12 protein-coding genes are annotated in these 17,011 nt (G+C 72.2%); 1 reads left to right on the plus strand and 11 read right to left on the minus strand.

Going from position 1 to position 17,011, the window contains the following annotated elements; genetic code table 11:
- Nucleotides 1–30: 30 nt before the first annotated feature.
- From tmk to IG02_RS0122620, 8 genes are all read right to left on the minus strand, one after another.
- Nucleotides 31–3,543 (minus strand): dTMP kinase, encoded by a 3,513-nt coding sequence (gene tmk / locus IG02_RS37945; protein WP_051765540.1) that lies wholly within the window; start codon nt 3,541–3,543, stop codon nt 31–33.
- 91 nt (nt 3,544–3,634) lie between these two features.
- Entirely contained in the window at nt 3,635–6,499 is a 2,865-nt protein-coding gene (gene topA, locus IG02_RS0122590) for a type I DNA topoisomerase (protein WP_030751088.1), read from the minus strand.
- A 406-nt stretch (nt 6,500–6,905) separates the two neighbouring features.
- Nucleotides 6,906–7,103 carry a hypothetical protein gene (locus IG02_RS0122595; RefSeq protein ID WP_030751091.1) on the minus strand — a complete coding sequence of 66 codons (198 nt, stop codon included), beginning with the start codon at nt 7,101–7,103 and terminating at the stop codon, nt 6,906–6,908.
- Nucleotides 7,104–7,248: 145 nt separating this feature from the next.
- Nucleotides 7,249–8,751, minus strand: a complete 1,503-nt coding sequence (locus IG02_RS0122600; protein WP_030751094.1) for a DUF7059 domain-containing protein — start codon at nt 8,749–8,751, stop codon at nt 7,249–7,251.
- Between the two features lie 79 nt (nt 8,752–8,830).
- Entirely contained in the window at nt 8,831–9,424 is a 594-nt protein-coding gene (locus IG02_RS0122605; protein WP_030751097.1) for a hypothetical protein, read from the minus strand.
- A 326-nt stretch (nt 9,425–9,750) separates the two neighbouring features.
- Entirely contained in the window at nt 9,751–12,156 is a 2,406-nt protein-coding gene (locus IG02_RS0122610; protein ID WP_030751100.1) for a sodium-translocating pyrophosphatase, read from the minus strand.
- Between the two features lie 259 nt (nt 12,157–12,415).
- The gene (locus tag IG02_RS0122615) at nt 12,416–12,868 is read right to left on the minus strand and encodes an ATP-binding protein (RefSeq protein ID WP_030751103.1); all 453 of its coding nucleotides are present in this window, start codon (nt 12,866–12,868) and stop codon (nt 12,416–12,418) included.
- Between the two features lie 102 nt (nt 12,869–12,970).
- Nucleotides 12,971–13,324: an STAS domain-containing protein gene (locus IG02_RS0122620; protein WP_003967428.1), complete on the minus strand. Its 354-nt coding sequence runs from the start codon at nt 13,322–13,324 to the stop codon at nt 12,971–12,973.
- A 79-nt stretch (nt 13,325–13,403) separates the two neighbouring features.
- On the opposite strand from IG02_RS0122620, the gene IG02_RS0122625 reads away from it, so the two are divergent.
- The gene (locus IG02_RS0122625; RefSeq protein WP_078854718.1) at nt 13,404–15,896 is read left to right on the plus strand and encodes a DEAD/DEAH box helicase; all 2,493 of its coding nucleotides are present in this window, start codon (nt 13,404–13,406) and stop codon (nt 15,894–15,896) included.
- Here IG02_RS0122625 and IG02_RS0122630 read toward each other — a convergent pair.
- The 3 genes from IG02_RS0122630 to IG02_RS0122640 form a co-directional block, all read right to left on the minus strand.
- Nucleotides 15,835–16,170 (minus strand): Rv3654c family TadE-like protein, encoded by a 336-nt coding sequence (locus IG02_RS0122630; RefSeq protein ID WP_030751110.1) that lies wholly within the window; start codon nt 16,168–16,170, stop codon nt 15,835–15,837. The two genes, IG02_RS0122625 and IG02_RS0122630, sit on opposite strands and share 62 nt — an antisense overlap.
- Nucleotides 16,171–16,295: 125 nt before the next feature.
- Nucleotides 16,296–16,760: a TadE family type IV pilus minor pilin gene (locus tag IG02_RS0122635; RefSeq protein ID WP_234314864.1), complete on the minus strand. Its 465-nt coding sequence runs from the start codon at nt 16,758–16,760 to the stop codon at nt 16,296–16,298.
- Nucleotides 16,747–16,884: a DUF4244 domain-containing protein gene (locus tag IG02_RS0122640; RefSeq protein WP_234314865.1), complete on the minus strand. Its 138-nt coding sequence runs from the start codon at nt 16,882–16,884 to the stop codon at nt 16,747–16,749. The genes IG02_RS0122635 and IG02_RS0122640 overlap by 14 nt, the downstream gene beginning before the upstream one ends.
- Nucleotides 16,885–17,011 lie beyond the last annotated feature (127 nt).

The following is a 17,011-nucleotide window of genomic DNA, read 5'->3' on the forward strand; positions in this document are numbered from 1 at the left end:
ATCTCGCGTCTCGCGGCGACTCGTCCGGCGTCACCGACGGCGGCGGCGCCCTCCGTCGCTCTCCTCGTCCTGACCACGGCGGTCACGGCCGTCGCCGCCGGACCCGGCGGCGTCGTCGTCGCGCGGTCCCAGCAGTTCGTCCGCCAAGGTCGGCAGGTCGTCCAACGGGGTCTCCTCCGCCCAGTCCGAACGGCGGCGGGGGCGCTCGGAAGCACGGTCGTGCTCGTCCGCCGCCTCGGGCTCCGGAGCGGACTCCGGCGCGAACTGCGGCAGTTCCCTGGTCCGCTCGCTCTCCCGCTCCACGGACCGCTCCGGGCCCTCGTCCTTGCGGAAGAAGTCCCGGCGCGCCGGTCCGTCGTCCTTGCGGAAGAAGTCCCGCGGCACCCGGTCGGCCGCCGGCTCGTCGCCCCGTACGGACGGCAGCACGGCGGTCTCGTCGGCAGCCCGCGCCTCCTCCGCGCCCCGCGCGCCCCCACGGGCTCCGTCCTCGTACTCGCCCGAGCCGTCAGAGGGCCGCGGCCGGGCCTGCGGAAGGGCCGTCGTCTCCTCCTCGGGGCGGACGGCCGGAACCTCCTGCGTCACGTCGTCCGGCGCCACGGAGCCGCGGGAGGAACGCGTGGCGGAGCCCTCGGCCGAACCACTCCGGGATCCGGCGTCCGCCTCCGGCAGCCTGACGATCGGCGTGGTCAGCGTGGTCTCGGCCGCCGACTCCTCCTCGCGCCTGCGCGCCTCCTCCGCCCGCAGCAGCGCCTCCTCAGCCTTGCGCTGCTTCTCACGGCGCCGCTCGGCGGCCTCCGCGCGCAGCCGGGCCTCCTCCTGGGCCTGCTTCCGCAGACGCTCCTGCTCGGCCTCGTACGCCCGCTCCTCGGCCTCGCGCCGCTCGCGCTCCGCCTCGGCCTGCCGACGCGCCTCCTCCGCCCGCTGCCTGGCCTCCTCGGCCTTCCGCGCGGCCTCGCGCTGCCGCGCCTCCTCCAGCTCGCGGCTCTTGCGCTCCTCCTCCTCGGCGCGGAGCTTGGCGAGCTGCGCCTGGCGCTCGCGCTCCAGCCGCTCCTCCTCGGCCTTGCGCGCCGCCTCTTCCTCCGCCTTGCGCCTGGCCTCCTCGATGGCCGCCTTCCGCGCCTCCTCCTGGGCCTTCACCTCGGCCTCGGAGAGCGGCAGCATCTGGTCGAGCCGGTGCCGTACGACCGTGGTGACCGCGGCCGGTTCCTGCCCCGCGTCCACGACGAGGTAGCGGGTGGGGTCCGCCGCCGCGAGCGTGAGGAAGCCGGACCGCACGCGCTGGTGGAACTCCGCCGGCTCCGACTCCAGCCGGTCCGGGGCCTCCGTGAAACGTTCCCGCGCGGTCTCCGGGGAGACGTCGAGCAGCACCGTGAGATGCGGCACGAGACCACCCGTCGCCCAGCGCGAGATACGGGCGATCTCGGTCGGCGAGAGATCGCGGCCCGCGCCCTGGTACGCCACGGACGAGTCGATGTAGCGGTCCGAGATCACGATCGCGCCGCGCTCCAGGGCGGGTCGTACGACCGAGTCGACATGCTCGGCACGGTCCGCCGCGTACAGCAGTGCCTCCGCGCGGTTCGACAGACCGGCGCTCGACACATCCAGCAGGATCGAGCGCAGTCGCTTGCCGACCGGGGTGGCACCCGGCTCGCGCGTGACCACGACCTCGTGGCCCTTGGCACGGATCCACTCCGCGAGGGCTTCGACCTGGGTGGTCTTCCCGGCACCGTCGCCGCCCTCGACCGCGATGAAGAAGCCGGTGGCGGCAGGGGCCTGGGCCGGGTCGGCCCCGCCGAGCAGCGCGTCCCGCAGATCGCGCCGCAACGGCACGCCGGAGCGGTCGTCCGTTTTCGCCAGCACGACCGCCGCGACGGGCAGCAGCAGCGCGCCGACCAGCATCAGCGTGAACGCCGCGCCGTCATGCGCGAAGACGAACGAGCCGCCGACGAGGCGGTGCGGGCCGATGGCCGCGGCGACGAGGGGGGCGATGACCACGCCGAGCGCGACGAAGACCCTGACAACAGCATGCAAATGTTCAGTTACACGCTGTCGACGGTACTCCTCGACCTCCTGGTCGAGAAGCGTGTGTCCGGTATTCGCCACGACACCGGCGGCGAAGCCCGCGAACAGTGCGAGGAACAGCACCGTCGCCAGGTCCGGCACCAGCCCCATGACCAGCAGCGCGACACCGGTCAGCATGATCGCCAGCGCGAGGAGACGCCTGCGGGACAGCGCCGGCAGCACCTTGGCCGCACTCCGGATGCCGAGCCCCGTGCCTCCGGTCATGGCGAGGACCAGCAGCGCGAAGGCGACAGGGCCACCGCCGAGGTCCTTGGCCTGGAGCACGAAGACGCCCACGGCGGCCGCGACCGCGCCCGCCACCGCACCACAGGCGAGGACGAGCAGCGGCACCGCGCCCGTACGCCCCTTGTCACCCGTACGCGTCTTGTCACCCGTACGCGCACCGTCCTGCTGGGACGCGTCGGACGCGTCACCGCTTCCGCCGCCCGTCGGGCGGCGCAGCCCTTCGAGCGGAGACCTCGGGCGGGGCGTCCTGCCGTCGGGCAGTTCGAGGAAGAACAGCGTGGACACCGACGCGGCGAACAGTCCCGCGGCGACGTACGACCCGAGCGCCGCCTGGTGCTCCGTGAACCACGCGATGCCCGCGCCAAGAAGATTGCCGATCAGCGTGGCCACGAGCAGGGCCAGGGCGGCGGCCGGCACGGCCAGGAAAGTCGTACGCAGTGTGAGCCGGCGCAGCGCGTCGAGGTGGTCGGGCAGCGGGCGCACCACCGCGCCCTCCAGCGGCGGAACGGGCAGCAGCGCGGGCGCCGCGCTCTCCCGGGCGACCGCCCAGAAGCGCTCGGCCACCCCGACGACGAAGACAGTGGAGAGCAGGATGGGCAGGGCGCGGCCCGGGGTCCACTCGATCCACAGCGGTGCGATCACCAGCAGGACGAGCCGGAGCACGTCCGCGACGATCATCGTCCAGCGCCGGTCCAGCGGGCCGCCGTCCCGGTCGGCGCCGCCGGTCCGGAGGGCCGACGCCCCCGCTGCCCTGCCCGGCTTCTTGCCGGTCCCCTCACCGGACTTCTCATCGGTGGTGGCTCCCTCGGCGGTGGCCTGGTCGGCCCCGGCGGCACTGCCGGCACCGGTCTCCGCCCCCGCCGTACGTGCGCGGGCTCCCGCGCCGCCGCCCTTCCCGCTGCCGGGAGCGACCAACGCCGACACCGGACCGAGCAGGATCGCCCCGAACAGCAGCGTGGCGAGGATCCTCACCCCGAACACCGCGGCGACGGCGAACGCCACCCCCCGGTATCCAGCACCGAATGAGCCCTCGGCGATCGCCGCCTGCAACGACAGCAGCAGAAGCACGAGAATCGCCAGTACGTCGCCGACACCACCGGCGAATTGGGCGCCCCACAACCGCCGGAGCGGAGGAAGGCGCAACAGGGCCCGTACGGCGCGCTCTCGTGAGTCTGCGGCAAGTGCGTCGGAGTCGGAGGTGGGGCTCACGACCGTTGGCTGCTCGGCTCGCGTCATCCGCCCAGCCTATCGGGCCCCACGGTCTCCTCGACGACCACGTCCGAACATACGGTCGTACGGTCAAGGGGCTTGGCCGTACGACCGCCCGTTACCCGTCCGAGGGGACCCTCTTCGCGGCGGCGCTCTTCGTGGCCGCGCTCGTCGCGGCCGCCTTCTTCGTCGCGGTCTTGGCCGTCGCGGTCTTGGCCGTCGTCTTCTTCGCGGCGGTCTTCTTCGCCGCCGTCGCCTTCTTCGCCGCCGTCTTCTTCGCGGGAGCCTTCTTCGCCGCCTTCTTCGCGGTCTTCTTCACCGGCCCCTTGGCGCGCTTCTCGGCGAGCAGCTCGTAGCCCCGCTCCGGCGTGATCTCCTCGACGCTGTCGCCGGTCCGCAGCGTCGCGTTCGTCTCGCCGTCCGTCACATACGGCCCGAAACGTCCGTCCTTCACCACGACCGGACGCTCGCTCACCGGGTCCGTGCCCAGCTCCTTCAGCGGCGGCTTGGCCGCGGCCCGCCCCCGCTGCTTCGGCTGTGCGTAGATCGCCAGGGCCTCCTCCAGCGTGATGCTGAACAGCTGCTCCTCGCGCTCCAGGGACCGCGAGTCCGTGCCCTTCTTCAGGTACGGGCCGTAGCGGCCGTTCTGTGCCGTGATCTCGACACCCTCGGGGTCGGTGCCGACGACCCGGGGCAGCGACATCAGCCTGAGCGCGTCCTCCAGCGTGACCGTGTCCAGGGACATCGACTTGAACAGCGACGCCGTGCGCGGCTTCACCGCGTTCTTGCCGGTCTTCGGCGTGCCGTCCGGAAGGATCTCCGTCACGTACGGCCCGTAACGGCCGTCCTTCGCCACGATCGGGTGGCCGCTCTCAGGATCCGTCCCCAGCTCGAAGTCGCCGCTCGGCTTGGCCAGCAGCTCCTCCGCGTACGCCACCGTCAGCTCGTCGGGCGCCAGGTCCTCCGGCACGTCCGCGCGCTGGTGGCCTTCCGCGTCCTTCTCGCCGCGCTCGACGTACGGCCCGTACCGCCCGACGCGCAGCATGATCCCGTCGCCCACGGGGAACGAGGAGATCTCCCGCGCGTCGATCGCGCCGAGGTCCGTGACCAGCTCCTTCAGCCCGCCGAGGTGATCTCCGTCGCCGTTCCCCGCGTCCGAGGCGGCACCCGCGCCCGCCGAGTCGCCGGCCTCTCCGAAGTAGAACCGCTTCAGCCACGGCACCGCCTGGGCCTCGCCCTGTGCGATGCGGTCGAGGTCGTCCTCCATCTTGGCCGTGAAGTCGTAGTCGACCAGTCGGCCGAAGTGCCGCTCCAGCAGGTTGACGACGGCGAAGGAGAGGAAGGACGGGACGAGTGCCGTGCCCTTCTTGAAGACGTAGCCCCGGTCGAGGATGGTGCCGATGATCGAGGCATAGGTGGACGGGCGGCCGATCTCCCGCTCTTCCAGCTCCTTGACCAGCGACGCCTCGGTGTAACGGGCCGGCGGCTTGGTGGCGTGGCCGTCGACCGAGATCTCCTCGGCGGTCAGCCCGTCGCCCTCGGCGACCTGCGGCAGCCGGCGCTCGCGGTCGTCCAGCTCCGCGTTCGGGTCGTCGGCGCCCTCCACGTAGGCCTTCATGAAGCCGTGGAAGGTGATCGTCTTGCCGGACGCGGAGAACTCGACGTCCCGGCCGTCGGCGGACCGGCCGCCGATCTTCACCGTGACGCTGTTGCCGACCGCGTCCTTCATCTGGGAGGCCACGGTCCGCTTCCAGATCAGCTCGTAGAGCCTGAACTGGTCGCCGGTCAGCCCGGTCTCCGCCGGCGTGCGGAACCGGTCGCCCGAGGGCCGGATCGCCTCGTGCGCCTCCTGCGCGTTCTTGACCTTCCCGGCGTACGTACGCGGCTTGTCCGGCAGGTACGCCGCCCCGTAGAGCTGTGTGACCTGCGCCCTGGCCGCCGCGACGGCGGTGTCGGAGAGGACGGTGGAGTCCGTACGCATGTAGGTGATGAAGCCGTTCTCGTACAGCTTCTGCGCGACCTGCATGGTGGCCTTCGCCCCGAAGCCCAGCTTGCGCGAGGCCTCCTGCTGGAGCGTGGTCGTACGGAACGGGGCGTACGGGGCGCGGCGGTACGGCTTGGACTCGACCGAGCGCACCGAGAACGAGGAATCGGCCAGCGCGGCGGCGAGCGCCCGCGCGTTCACCTCGTCGAGGTGCAGCACCTGGTCGGTCTTGAGCCGGCCGTCGGGGCCGAAGTCGCGGCCCTGGGCTACTCGTCGCCCGTCGACCGAGTTCAGCCGGGCCACCAGCGAGGACGGGTCCGAGGAGTCACCGGCGCGGCCGGTGGCGAACGTGCCCGTCAGGTCCCAGTACTCGGCCGAGCTGAACGCGATGCGCTCGCGCTCCCGCTCGACCACGAGCCGGGTCGCGACGGACTGGACCCGGCCCGCCGAGAGGCCGCGCATGACCTTCTTCCACAGGACCGGCGACACCTCGTAGCCGTAGAGGCGGTCGAGGATGCGGCGGGTCTCCTGGGCCTCGACCATCCGCGTGTTCAGCTCGCGAGGGTTGGCGACGGCGGCCCGGATCGCGTCCTTGGTGATCTCGTGGAAGACCATCCGGTGGACGGGCACCTTGGGCTTGAGGACTTCCTGGAGGTGCCACGCGATGGCCTCGCCCTCGCGGTCCTCATCGGTGGCGAGGTAGAGCTCGTCGGATTCGGCCAGCAGTTCCTTGAGCTTTCTGACCTGGGCCTTCTTGTCCGCGTTGACGACGTAGACGGGCTGGAAGTCGTGCTCGACGTCCACGCCGAGGCGGCGCACCTCGCCGGTGTACTTCTCCGGCACCTCGGCGGCCCCGTTCGGGAGGTCGCGGATGTGCCCGACACTCGCCTCGACGACAAAGCCAGGGCCGAGGTAGCCCTTGATCGTCTTCGCCTTGGCGGGCGACTCCACGATGACGAGTCGGCGGCCGCCATGTGCGGTCTCGCTGGTCGGGGACAACTTCGCTCTTCTCTCCGGTCGACGCTCTATGGGCCCGTTCGGCAGTACGTTCAGTACATCAGTGCGGCACGGTCGGGCCCGGTACGGCCCGGCGGTGACGCTGCTTCGCTGCGGAGTGTGACGGTACAACCCGCCCCCGTGTCAAACGGCGAAAGACCGCAACGGCCACTCGAACGGTAACCCGACTCCGGGCATTCCTGCCGCCCGGACCCCGGCCACGGGCCCGCTCCGGGGCGTCGGCGCGGCTTCCGCCACGGGCCGCGGAGGGTGCCGTCCCGCGGCCCGCCACGGGGGATCCGATGCAGGTCCGGCGCGTACGGCGGGACGGAACGCGGGACCGGGACGATCATGGTCGGAGGATTCCGCTCCGGCTCCGCGGCCCGGATCGAAGTCCCGGCCGAGTGGATCAGATACGACCGAAGCACCACACGCCGAGAACGAGAAAGACCACGCCCGAGAGTGTCGCGAGGGTGATGGCCGGGACGGGGCGCACGCCCAGGGCCACCGGCGCGCCGTGCCGGGCCCGGGCCGCGGTCCATATCAGCAGCGCGGCCCCGAACAGGACGAACACCGCTCCCGCGAAGACCGCCGGCCCGCTCTCCATGCCGTACCCCGCTTCCCTGTGCCGGCGCTCGCCGTGGGGCGCCGCCCGGACGTGAGAAGGCCGAGGCTGGCACCCCGGAGCGTCAGCGACACGAACTCCGGGTGAACCACCGCCTACCGTTGGCGGGGCTCTGCCGACGCCGTCGTCACCGCCGTGCCGGTTCCAGGAAGCCCTCCTCCACCAGCGTCCTGATCGCCTGCGGCGTGCGGTCCCGGAGCACCACCGGGTCCTCCCCCATCAGCTGTGCGATCGCGTCCAGGATCCGCCCCGCGCTGAGCTCGCCGTCGCACACCCCTGCGAACCCGGCACCGACCGTGTCGACCTTCGTGGCCCGCCGCATTCCCCGGTTCTGCCGCAGCAGCACGTGCTCGGGGTCCTCCGCGCCCGGCAGCCCGACCTGCTCCTGGACGACCTCCGGTGCCAGCACGAAGTGACCGCTGAGGAGCGCCGCGTCGTCGTGCGCGCGCAGAAAGTCCTGCCGGTCGAAATGTGCGCGCACGGTCTCGCCGAGCGGCTGTTCGACCGCGTGCGGCCACTCCTCCACGACGATCGACGGCGGCTCCGCACCCGTTTTCCTGAGCGTGATCCACCCGAATCCGACCGCCCTGGTCCGCCGGGCCTCGAATTCGTCCAGCCATGCCGCGTACCGCGCCTCGTACGCCCCCTGACCGTCCCGGTGGTCGCCGCTGTCGCGCAGCCACAGCTCCGCGTACTGCGCCACGTCCTGGACCTCGCGCTGCACGATCCAGGCGTCACAGCCGCGCGGCACCCAGGAGCGGACGCGCTCCTGCCACTTCTCCCCCTCCACGTGCTGCCAGTTGGCGAGGAACTGGGCGAACCCGCCCTCGTTCAGCCGGTCTCCCGCTTGCTGAACGAGCGTGCGGCACAGATCGTCCCCGCCCATCCCGCCGTCCCGGTAGGTGAGCCGGGCGCCGGGTGAGATGACGAACGGCGGATTGGAGACGATCAGGTCGTAACTCTCGCCCTCGACCGGCTCGAACAGCGACCCCTCCCGCAGCTCGGCGGCGGGCGCGCCGGAGAGGGCCAGGGTGAGCCGGGTGAAGCCGAGCGCCCGCGGGTTCAGGTCCGTGGCGGTGACCCGCGTGGCGTGCCGGGTGGCGTGCAGCGCCTGGATGCCGGAGCCGGTGCCGAGGTCGAGCGCCGATCCGACGGGGGCGCGGACGGTGATCCCGGCCAGGGTCGTGGACGCGCCGCCGACCCCGAGCACCACTCCCGCGTCATGGCCACCGGCGCCCCCGGCCCCGCCGACGGAGCGGCCGAGGTCGGAGACGATGAACCAGTCCTCCCCCTCGGGCCCGCCGTACGGGCGGACGTCCACCGTGGCGCGGAGGCCAGCCCCGTCGTCCCGTACGACCCAGCCGTCCGCGAGCGCCTCGTCCAGCGGGAGCACAGCCGCCGCCCGGTCCTCGGGGACCGGGCGCTGGAGCAGGAACAGCCGTACGAGCGTCTCGAGCGGCGTGCCGCCCCGGGTGGCGCGCAACGCGGGGACTGTCTCACCGCGGGCCAACGCGGCGTAGGCGGGGGCGCCGAGCAGGTCGAGCAGGCCGTCGGCGGTGAATTCGGCGGCGAGCAGGGCCGCGCGGAGTCGGGGCGAGCGGTCGGGCACGGGAAGGCTGGTCGTACTCACCCGCCCATTGTGTCGGCTCCCACTGACAACGGCTCCGCGGCCCGGCCCGCCGTGCGCCGACCGGCTTTCGTACCGGGCGCTACGAGGCCGACTCGCCCGCCGGCGCCGCGGCACCGCCGCCCGACGGGGTCGGCTTCTGGCAGCCGGGCTGCTTCGCCATCGCCTTGCCGACATCGCCGGACTGGAGCTTCTGGAGGGCCTGGTCGCCGTTCTTGCTGAGCTTGTCCAGTTCGTCCGCGACGCCCTTGAGGCCGTCCGCGAAGCTCGCCTGGTCCTTGGTGTCGAGCGCGTCGACCTTCTGCTTGAGGCCCGCGTACGACGCCGAGGTCGCGTTCAGCTCCTTGACGGCCTCCTGCTGGGTCTGCTCGCCGTCCACGACGGGCGGTGCGCCGGCGCCGTGCACGGCCGTACCCAGCGACTTGTAGGCGTCGGAGATGGACTGGAAGGCCGCTGAGTCGGTCTTCTGCACATCGGCGGGTTTGCTGCTGTCCGAGGTCGCCTGCTGGATGGAGGTGTTGGCGTCCGCGATCTTCGTCAGCTGGGGCTGGACCTGGTCGCAGACCTTCTTGGCCCAGTCGTTCGTCTTGGTCTCGCTGTCATCGCCGCCGCATCCGGACAGTGCCATCAGCACTACCGCACCGCCGGACAGTGCGGCCACAAGCTTCTTGTTCACCGGTTTGGTCCCTTCCAAGGCTCTCGGCCCCGGAACATACACGCCAAGTGAGCGACGACCTCGCGCCCTTCGCGCCGTATAACCCCTATTGAAGCCATTTGCACCAAGGGAGAGACGCCTCACGCTCGCCCACCGGGCTCGGCGGGAACTCGCCACCCGGACCGGCGGGAACTCGCCAACCTGGTCCCTGCGGAAGCCCGTCGGACCGCGTGCGAACTCGGCGGCCAGGCCCGGCGGAGAGACGGGCGGACGACGCGGGGTCCACGCCGTCCGCCCCGCCCCGCCGCGCCGCGCCGCGCCGCGCCGCGGGGCCATGAGGCCACGGGCTACGACGCCACCGCCGGATCGGGCGACTTCTCGCTCCCGTCCCCGGCTCCGCCTCCGCCGTCCTCGTCGCCCACGGCCACCGAGCGGCGCTTCGAGACGTACACCGCGCCGACGATCACGACGAGGGCGAGCACCGCCACGAGCGTGCGCACGCCCGCGCTGGCGTCGCTGCCGTAGCTGAACCTGACGACCGCCGGGGCGATGAGCAGCGCCACCAGGTTCATCACCTTCAGCAACGGGTTGATGGCGGGGCCGGCCGTGTCCTTGAACGGGTCACCGACGGTGTCCCCGATCACCGTCGCCGCATGGGCGTCGCTGCCCTTGCCGCCGTGCCGGCCGTCCTCGACCAGCTTCTTGGCGTTGTCCCAGGCACCTCCGGAGTTGGCGAGGAAGACGGCCATCAGCGCGCCGGTGCCGATCGCGCCCGCCAGGAACGCCCCGAGCGCCCCGACCCCGAGCGAGAAGGCCACGGCGATCGGGGTCAGGACGGCGAGCAGCCCCGGGGTGGCCAGTTCGCGCAGCGCGTCCTTGGTACAGATGTCGACCACACGCCCGTATTCGGGCTGCTCGCTGTAGTCCATGATCCCCGGGCGCTCCCGGAACTGCCTGCGCACCTCGTAGACCACCGAACCCGCCGACCGCGACACCGCGTTGATCGCCAGTCCGGAGAAGAGGAAGACGACCGCGGTGCCGAGGATCAGGCCCACCAGGTTGTTGGGCTGGGAGATGTTCAGGCTGAGCGTCAGCTCCCCGGCTCCGGCGCCGACGTCCGCGACGGCCGTGGCGATGGCGTCCCGGTACGCCCCGAAGAGTGCCGACGCCGCCAGCACCGCCGTGGCGATCGCGATGCCCTTGGTGATGGCCTTGGTGGTGTTGCCGACGGCATCGAGGTCGGTGAGCACCTGGGCGCCGGCCCCCGTCACGTCGCCGGACATCTCGGCGATGCCCTGGGCGTTGTCCGAGACCGGGCCGAAGGTGTCCATGGCGACGATGACGCCCACGGTGGTCAGCAGCCCGGTGCCGGCCAGGGCCACCGCGAACAGGGCCAGTGTGATCGACGCACCGCCGAGCAGGAACGCCCCGTACACCGCGAGCCCGATCAGCAGCGCGGTGTAGACCGCGGACTCCAGGCCGATCGCGATGCCGGTGAGCACGACGGTGGCCGGTCCGGTGAGGGCCGACTTGCCGATGTCGCGGACCGGGCGCCGGCCGGTCTCGGTGAAGTAGCCGGTCAGCTGCTGGATCAGAGCCGCGAGCACGATGCCGACGGCGACCGCGACGAGCGCCAGCACCCTGGGGTCGCCGCCGTGGGCCAGGATCGCCGGGTCGGTGACTCCGGCCAGGTCGGCGTACGAGGACGGCAGGTAGAGGAAGGACGCGGCCGCCACCAGGGCGAGGGAGATCACCGCGGAGATGAAGAACGCCCGGTTGATGGCGCTCATACCGCTGCGGTCGGTGCGCCGCGGGGCCACCGCGAAGATGCCGATCATCGCGGTGATCACGCCGACGGCCGGCACCATCAGAGGGAAGGCGAGTCCTGAGTCCCCGAACGCCGCCGTGCCGAGGATGAGCGCGGCGACGAGCGTCACGGCGTACGACTCGAAGAGGTCGGCCGCCATCCCGGCGCAGTCGCCGACGTTGTCCCCCACGTTGTCGGCGATGGTCGCGGCGTTACGGGGGTCGTCCTCGGGGATGCCCTGTTCCACCTTGCCGACCAGGTCCGCGCCGACGTCGGCGGCCTTGGTGAAGATACCGCCGCCGACCCTCATGAACATGGCGATCAGCGCGGCGCCGAGGCCGAACCCCTCCAGGACCTTGGGGGCGTCGCCGGTGTAGACGAGGACCACGCAGGAGGCGCCGAGCAGCCCGAGGCCCACGGTGAACATCCCGACCACACCCCCCGTACGGAATGCGATCTTCATGGCCCGGCGCGAAACGACCGCCAGGTCCTTTTCCGGTTCGCCCGGCGCGGGCGTCGCCTCACGCGCGGCAGCGGCGACCCGCACATTGCTGCGTACGGCGAGCCGCATGCCGATGTATCCGGTGGCCGCCGAGAAAAGAGCGCCCACCAGGAAGAACAGCGAACGGCCCGCGCGCTGCGACCAGTTGTCGGCCGGCAGGAGCGACAAGAGGAAGAACACCACGACCGCGAAAATTCCGAGGGTGCGCAACTGCCTGGCCAGATAGGCATTCGCGCCTTCCTGTACAGCGGCCGCGATCCGTTTCATGGAATCGGTGCCCTGGCCGGCCGCCAGGACCTGGCGTACCAGCAACTGAGCCACGAACAGCGCCGCCAGTGCGACGACCGCGACGACGATCACGATGATCCGGTTGCCGTCGGTGAGTATCGCGGCCGCGAGAGAAGGGGAGTGCTCGGACAGGTATGGGTGAACGTGCCCCGCCATTCGTCCTCCTTGACGCTCGACGTGCGTACAAGATGGACGGATTGTAGGGAGGGAAAGCTGATCAAAACAGAGCACGCCACATCAAAAATCGGCCTTGATTTCCGGAACGACCTTGGAAATGAGTAATGCGATAAGCGCGTTAATCAATGAATGGGAGCATCGCCCGGCCGATCGGCCGGAAAAAAGAAAAGACCCTGCTCAGCAGGGTCTTTTCCCGGGACTGAATCCACCATTCGGGTACGGAACCGTCCGCGAACGATCAGGGCAATACGACGGCCGGTGTGGTCGGCCACGTCATCCGGATGACGCCACCGTCGTCGTCCGTGGTCACCTCCACATCGTCGACGAGGCCGCTGATGACGGCGAGCCCCATCTGGTCCTCGCCCTCGGTGTCGGCCTCGTGGGAATCGCCCGGCCCCGCGCCCTCGGGCGCGTCCGGCGCACCGGCCCCGCCCCCGGCGGGCAGCACCCCGTCGCCGACCTCGATGGAGAAGGTTTTCTCCTCCTCGGTCAGCACGACTCTCACCGGAGCGGTGATGCCGTGGTTGCGGTGCAGCCCGACCGCTCGGCTGCATGCCTCACCGACCGCGAGTCGGACCTCGTCCAACACAGCTTCGTCGACGCCCGCCCGGCGCGCCACGGCGGCCGCCACCAGGCGGGCCGTCCTGACATGCTCCGGCTGGGCGCTGAAGCGGAGTTCAACGGTGGCCATGCGATCCCCCTCGAACGTACGGGCGTACGTACTCACGGGCGGGGCGACCGGGCACGGAGCCCGGCGCCTCTGCCCTCTCCTCCGGAAGGCTGTGGCCGTCCCTCAGTCGGTGGCGGCCACGGCCTCGTCGACCGTGGTGTGGATGGGGAACACCTTGGTCAGGCCGGTGATCCGGAAGATCTTGAGAATGCGCTCCTGGTTGCAGACCAGACGCAGCGAGCCCTCGTGCGCGCGCACGCGCTTCAGGCCGCCCACGAGCACACCGAGACCGGTCGAGTCGAGGAAGTCCACGCCCTCCATATCGACGACCAGGTGGTAGCTGCCGTCGTTCACCAACTCGACCAACTGCTCGCGCAGCTTGGGCGCGGTATACACATCAATCTCGCCACCGACCTCGACGACCGTACGGTCGCCACCAGGGCCGGACACATTGCGAGTCGACAGGGACAGGTCCACGGATCCTCCAGCACCTTGCTATCGAGCGGTCGCCCCTCGGGTCTCCCCGACGGAGCCAGGGGACGTATCGCCAGCCGCGATGGCATTCAATCACTTACCAGCAGTCATGCACGACGCCTTGGGCCCATTGTCCGTCACGCCAGTGACACACTCGATGCCGATGGCCAGGAATCAGCGCCCCAGTGGACCCCCCGGGAACGGGGACGACCGCCCCTCCCCAGGTGAGATCCTCGACCGGCTCGCCGCAGCGGCGGACCGAACGATGCGCATCACCCATATGGAGCACTTGCCCCCGCGAGAGGGGGCTCATGCAGTCTGGCCCGATCGCATCCGGCCGGAAGTGATCAACGCCATTCAGCGGGCCGGGATCGACCATCCGTGGACCCACCAGGCGGAGGCCGCCGAGCGCGCCCTGGACGGCGAATCCGTCGTCATCGCCACCGGAACCGCCTCCGGCAAGTCCCTCGCCTACCTCGCTCCCGTCCTCAGCACGCTCCTCGACGGCTCCGAGGCCCCGAACGGCCGGGGCACGACCGCCCTCTACCTCGCCCCGACCAAGGCATTGGCAGCCGACCAGTGCCGCTCGGTCAGGGCCCTCGCCGCCCCGCTGGGCAACCGCGTACGCCCCGCCGTCTACGACGGGGACACCGCCGTGGAGGAGCGCGAGTGGATCCGGCAGTACGGCACCTACGTGCTGACCAACCCGGACATGCTGCACCGCGGGATCCTGCCCTCCCACCCGCGCTGGGCCTCCTTCCTGCGCTCCCTGCGCTACGTCGTGATCGACGAGTGCCACACCTACCGCGGCGTCTTCGGGTCGAACGTGGCCCAGGTGCTGCGCCGGCTGCGCCGCGTGTGTGCCCGCTACGGCGCGCACCCGGTCTTCCTCCTCGCCTCGGCCACCGCCGCCGAACCCGCCGTGACCGCCGGCCGGCTCACCGGTCTGCCCGTGCACGAGGTAGCCGACGACGCCTCGCCCCGCGGCGAACTGGTCTTCGCCCTGTGGGAGCCCCCTCTCACCGAACTCCACGGCGAGAAGGGCGCCCCCGTCCGCCGTACCGCCACCGCCGAGACCGCCGACCTCCTCACCGACCTCACCGTCCAGGGCGTCCGTACCGTCGCCTTCGTCCGCTCCCGGCGCGGCGCCGAACTCATCTCCGTGATCACCCAGGAGCGCCTGGCCCAGGTGGACCGCTCACTGCCCCGCCGGGTCGCCGCCTACCGGGGCGGCTACCTCCCCGAAGAGCGCCGGGCCCTGGAGAACGCCCTGCACTCCGGCGAGCTGCTCGGCCTCGCCGCCACGTCCGCCCTGGAACTGGGCATCGACGTCTCCGGCCTGGACGCCGTCCTCATCACCGGCTACCCCGGCACCCGCGCCTCCCTCTGGCAGCAGGCGGGCCGCGCCGGCCGCGCAGGGCAGGGGGCGCTGGCGATCCTGGTCGCCCGGGACGACCCGCTGGACACCTTCCTCGTCCACCACCCGGAAGCGCTGTTCCGCCGGCCCGTCGAGTCCACCGTCCTCGACCCGGACAACCCCTACGTCCTGGCGCCCCACCTGTGCGCGGCGGCGGCCGAAATTCCGCTCACCGACGACGACCTGACCCTCTTCGGCCCCGAGGCAGCCGCCCTGCTCCCGCAGCTGGAGACCGCGGGGCTGCTGCGGCGCCGCGCCGCCGGCTGGTACTGGACCCGCCGCGAACGGGCCGCCGACCTCACCGACATCCGGGGCGAGGGCGGGCGCCCGGTCCAGATCGTCGAGGCGGCGACCGGCCGGCTGCTCGGCACCGTCGACGAACCGGCCGCCCACACCGCCGTCCACGACGGAGCCGTCCACCTCCACCAGGGCCGCACCTACCTGGTGAAGCGGCTGGACCTGGCCGACTCGGTCGCCCTGGTCGAGCAGGCCGACCCGCCGTACTCGACCACCGCCCGCGACACCACCTCCATCTCCGTCCTCGAAACCGACACCGAGATCCCGTGGGGCGACGGACGCCTGTGCTACGGCTCCGTCGAGGTCACCAACCAGGTCGTCTCCTTCCTCCGCCGCCGGCTCATCACCGGCGAGGTGCTCGGCGAGAGCAAGCTCGACCTGCCCCCGCGGACCTTGCGCACCCGGGCCGTGTGGTGGACGGTCACCGAGGACCAGCTGGACCGGGCCCGGGTGGGTCCGGAGCAGCTCGGCGGCGCGCTGCACGCCGCCGAGCACGCCTCCATCGGGATACTCCCGCTCTTCGCCACCTGCGACCGCCGGGACATCGGCGGCGTGTCCGTACCGCTCCATCCCGACACCTTGCTGCCCACCGTCTTCGTCTACGACGGCCACCCCGGCGGGGCGGGCTTCGCCGAGCGCGCCTTCCGTACGGCCCCTGCCTGGCTCACGGCGACCCGCGAGGCCATCGCCTCCTGCGAGTGCGAGGCCGGCTGCCCGTCCTGCATCCAGTCCCCCAAGTGCGGCAACGGCAACGACCCCTTGCACAAGCGGGGAGCCGTACGCCTCCTGGCCGAGTTGCTCAGGTCGGCCCCGGCGCCGGACGAACCGGCCCCTGGCTCACCGGCCCCGCCCGTGCCCTGACCTCCGGGCCGTACGGACCGGCCCGCACCCGGGCCGCCACCTCTGCGGTCTCGCCGCTCACGGCACAGCGCACCACCTCCGCCCCCTGCGCGGCCGCCACGTCGACGGCCTCCCGGCAGGCCGCCGCCGGGCCGAGCAGCGCGCGGTCCGCGGCGGCGAGTGCCGCCAGGTCCGCGGCCGCGCCGGCCCGGTGCCGGGCGACGACCGCCTGCCCCAGGGCGAGTACGACGGCGAAGACCGCGCACATCGTGGCCGCCGCCAGGGCCGCCCACACCGTCGCGGAACCCCGGTCCGGGTACCGGATTCGGTCACGAACACGGAGATGGACACGGTGATGGAGTTGACTTCGGGGCCGGTGACGGATCGGGCACGGGACCATGGAGCGGTTCGCCGCCTGCCTCATGACGCCGACCTCCCCGGGGCCGGAGCCGGGGCTCCGCCCGCGGCGCCTTCCCCCGCCGCGGATTCCAGCCCGTCCTCCGCCGACGCTGCCGCCTCGGCCGTGAGCGTCAGGCCCAGCGCGCCGGGCCCGGGTGCTCTGGCGTCCACCCGTACCCGCCACAGACCGTCCGTGCGCTCGACCGTCACCGTCGCCCCGTCCGGCGCCGCCGCACGGGCGGCGGCCTCCGCCACGGCCCTGGGCTCGGACCGGGCCGCCGCCCGGGCCCCGGCCCGGGCCGCGTCCACGCACTGGATCTGCGCCGCGGCCGCCGTCAGGGCCCAGACCAGCGCCAGCGTGAACCCCACCAGCACCGGTACCGCCACGGCCGCCTCGGCCGTCACGAACCCTTCGTCCGCACCGCACCGCCGCCCGGCCCGGCTGGTGGGGCGGTGCGGATCCCGGTCCGTCTCAGAACTGCGCACTGAGCGCCTTCCCGATCAGCGATTCCAGCGCCGCGGCGACCGGCCCGCTCGTGGCCACCTTGTAGAGCACCCCCGCCAGCGCGCAGGCGGCGATCGTCCCCACCGCGTACTCGGCCGTGCTCATGCCCGCGTCCGTCCGTGCCCGGCGCAGCCACTCCCGTGGCATCCGCCGCAGGCCCGGGACATGCCGTGTCCGGGGCGCCTGTCCCGCCCCTGGGGCCCATCGCGCCCCCGGCGTGCGACGCGCCCGC

It is taken from the genome of Streptomyces sp. NRRL F-5135 (genome assembly GCF_000719775.1).
Classification (GTDB): domain Bacteria; phylum Actinomycetota; class Actinomycetes; order Streptomycetales; family Streptomycetaceae; genus Streptomyces; species Streptomyces hebeiensis.

Bases quoted from the DNA above. Each gene is read 5' to 3' on its own strand.
- tmk (WP_051765540.1), bottom strand. From the start codon at position 3,543: ATGACGCGAGCCGAGCAGCCAACGGTCGTGAGCCCCACCTCCGACTCC.
- IG02_RS0122595 (WP_030751091.1), bottom strand. From the start codon at position 7,103: ATGGAGAGCGGGCCGGCGGTCTTCGCGGGAGCGGTGTTCGTCCTGTTC.
- IG02_RS0122610 (WP_030751100.1), bottom strand. From the start codon at position 12,156: ATGGCGGGGCACGTTCACCCATACCTGTCCGAGCACTCCCCTTCTCTC.
- IG02_RS0122615 (WP_030751103.1), bottom strand. From the start codon at position 12,868: ATGGCCACCGTTGAACTCCGCTTCAGCGCCCAGCCGGAGCATGTCAGG.
- IG02_RS0122625 (WP_078854718.1), top strand. From the start codon at position 13,404: ATGGCATTCAATCACTTACCAGCAGTCATGCACGACGCCTTGGGCCCA.
- IG02_RS0122640 (WP_234314865.1), bottom strand. From the start codon at position 16,884: ATGAGCACGGCCGAGTACGCGGTGGGGACGATCGCCGCCTGCGCGCTG.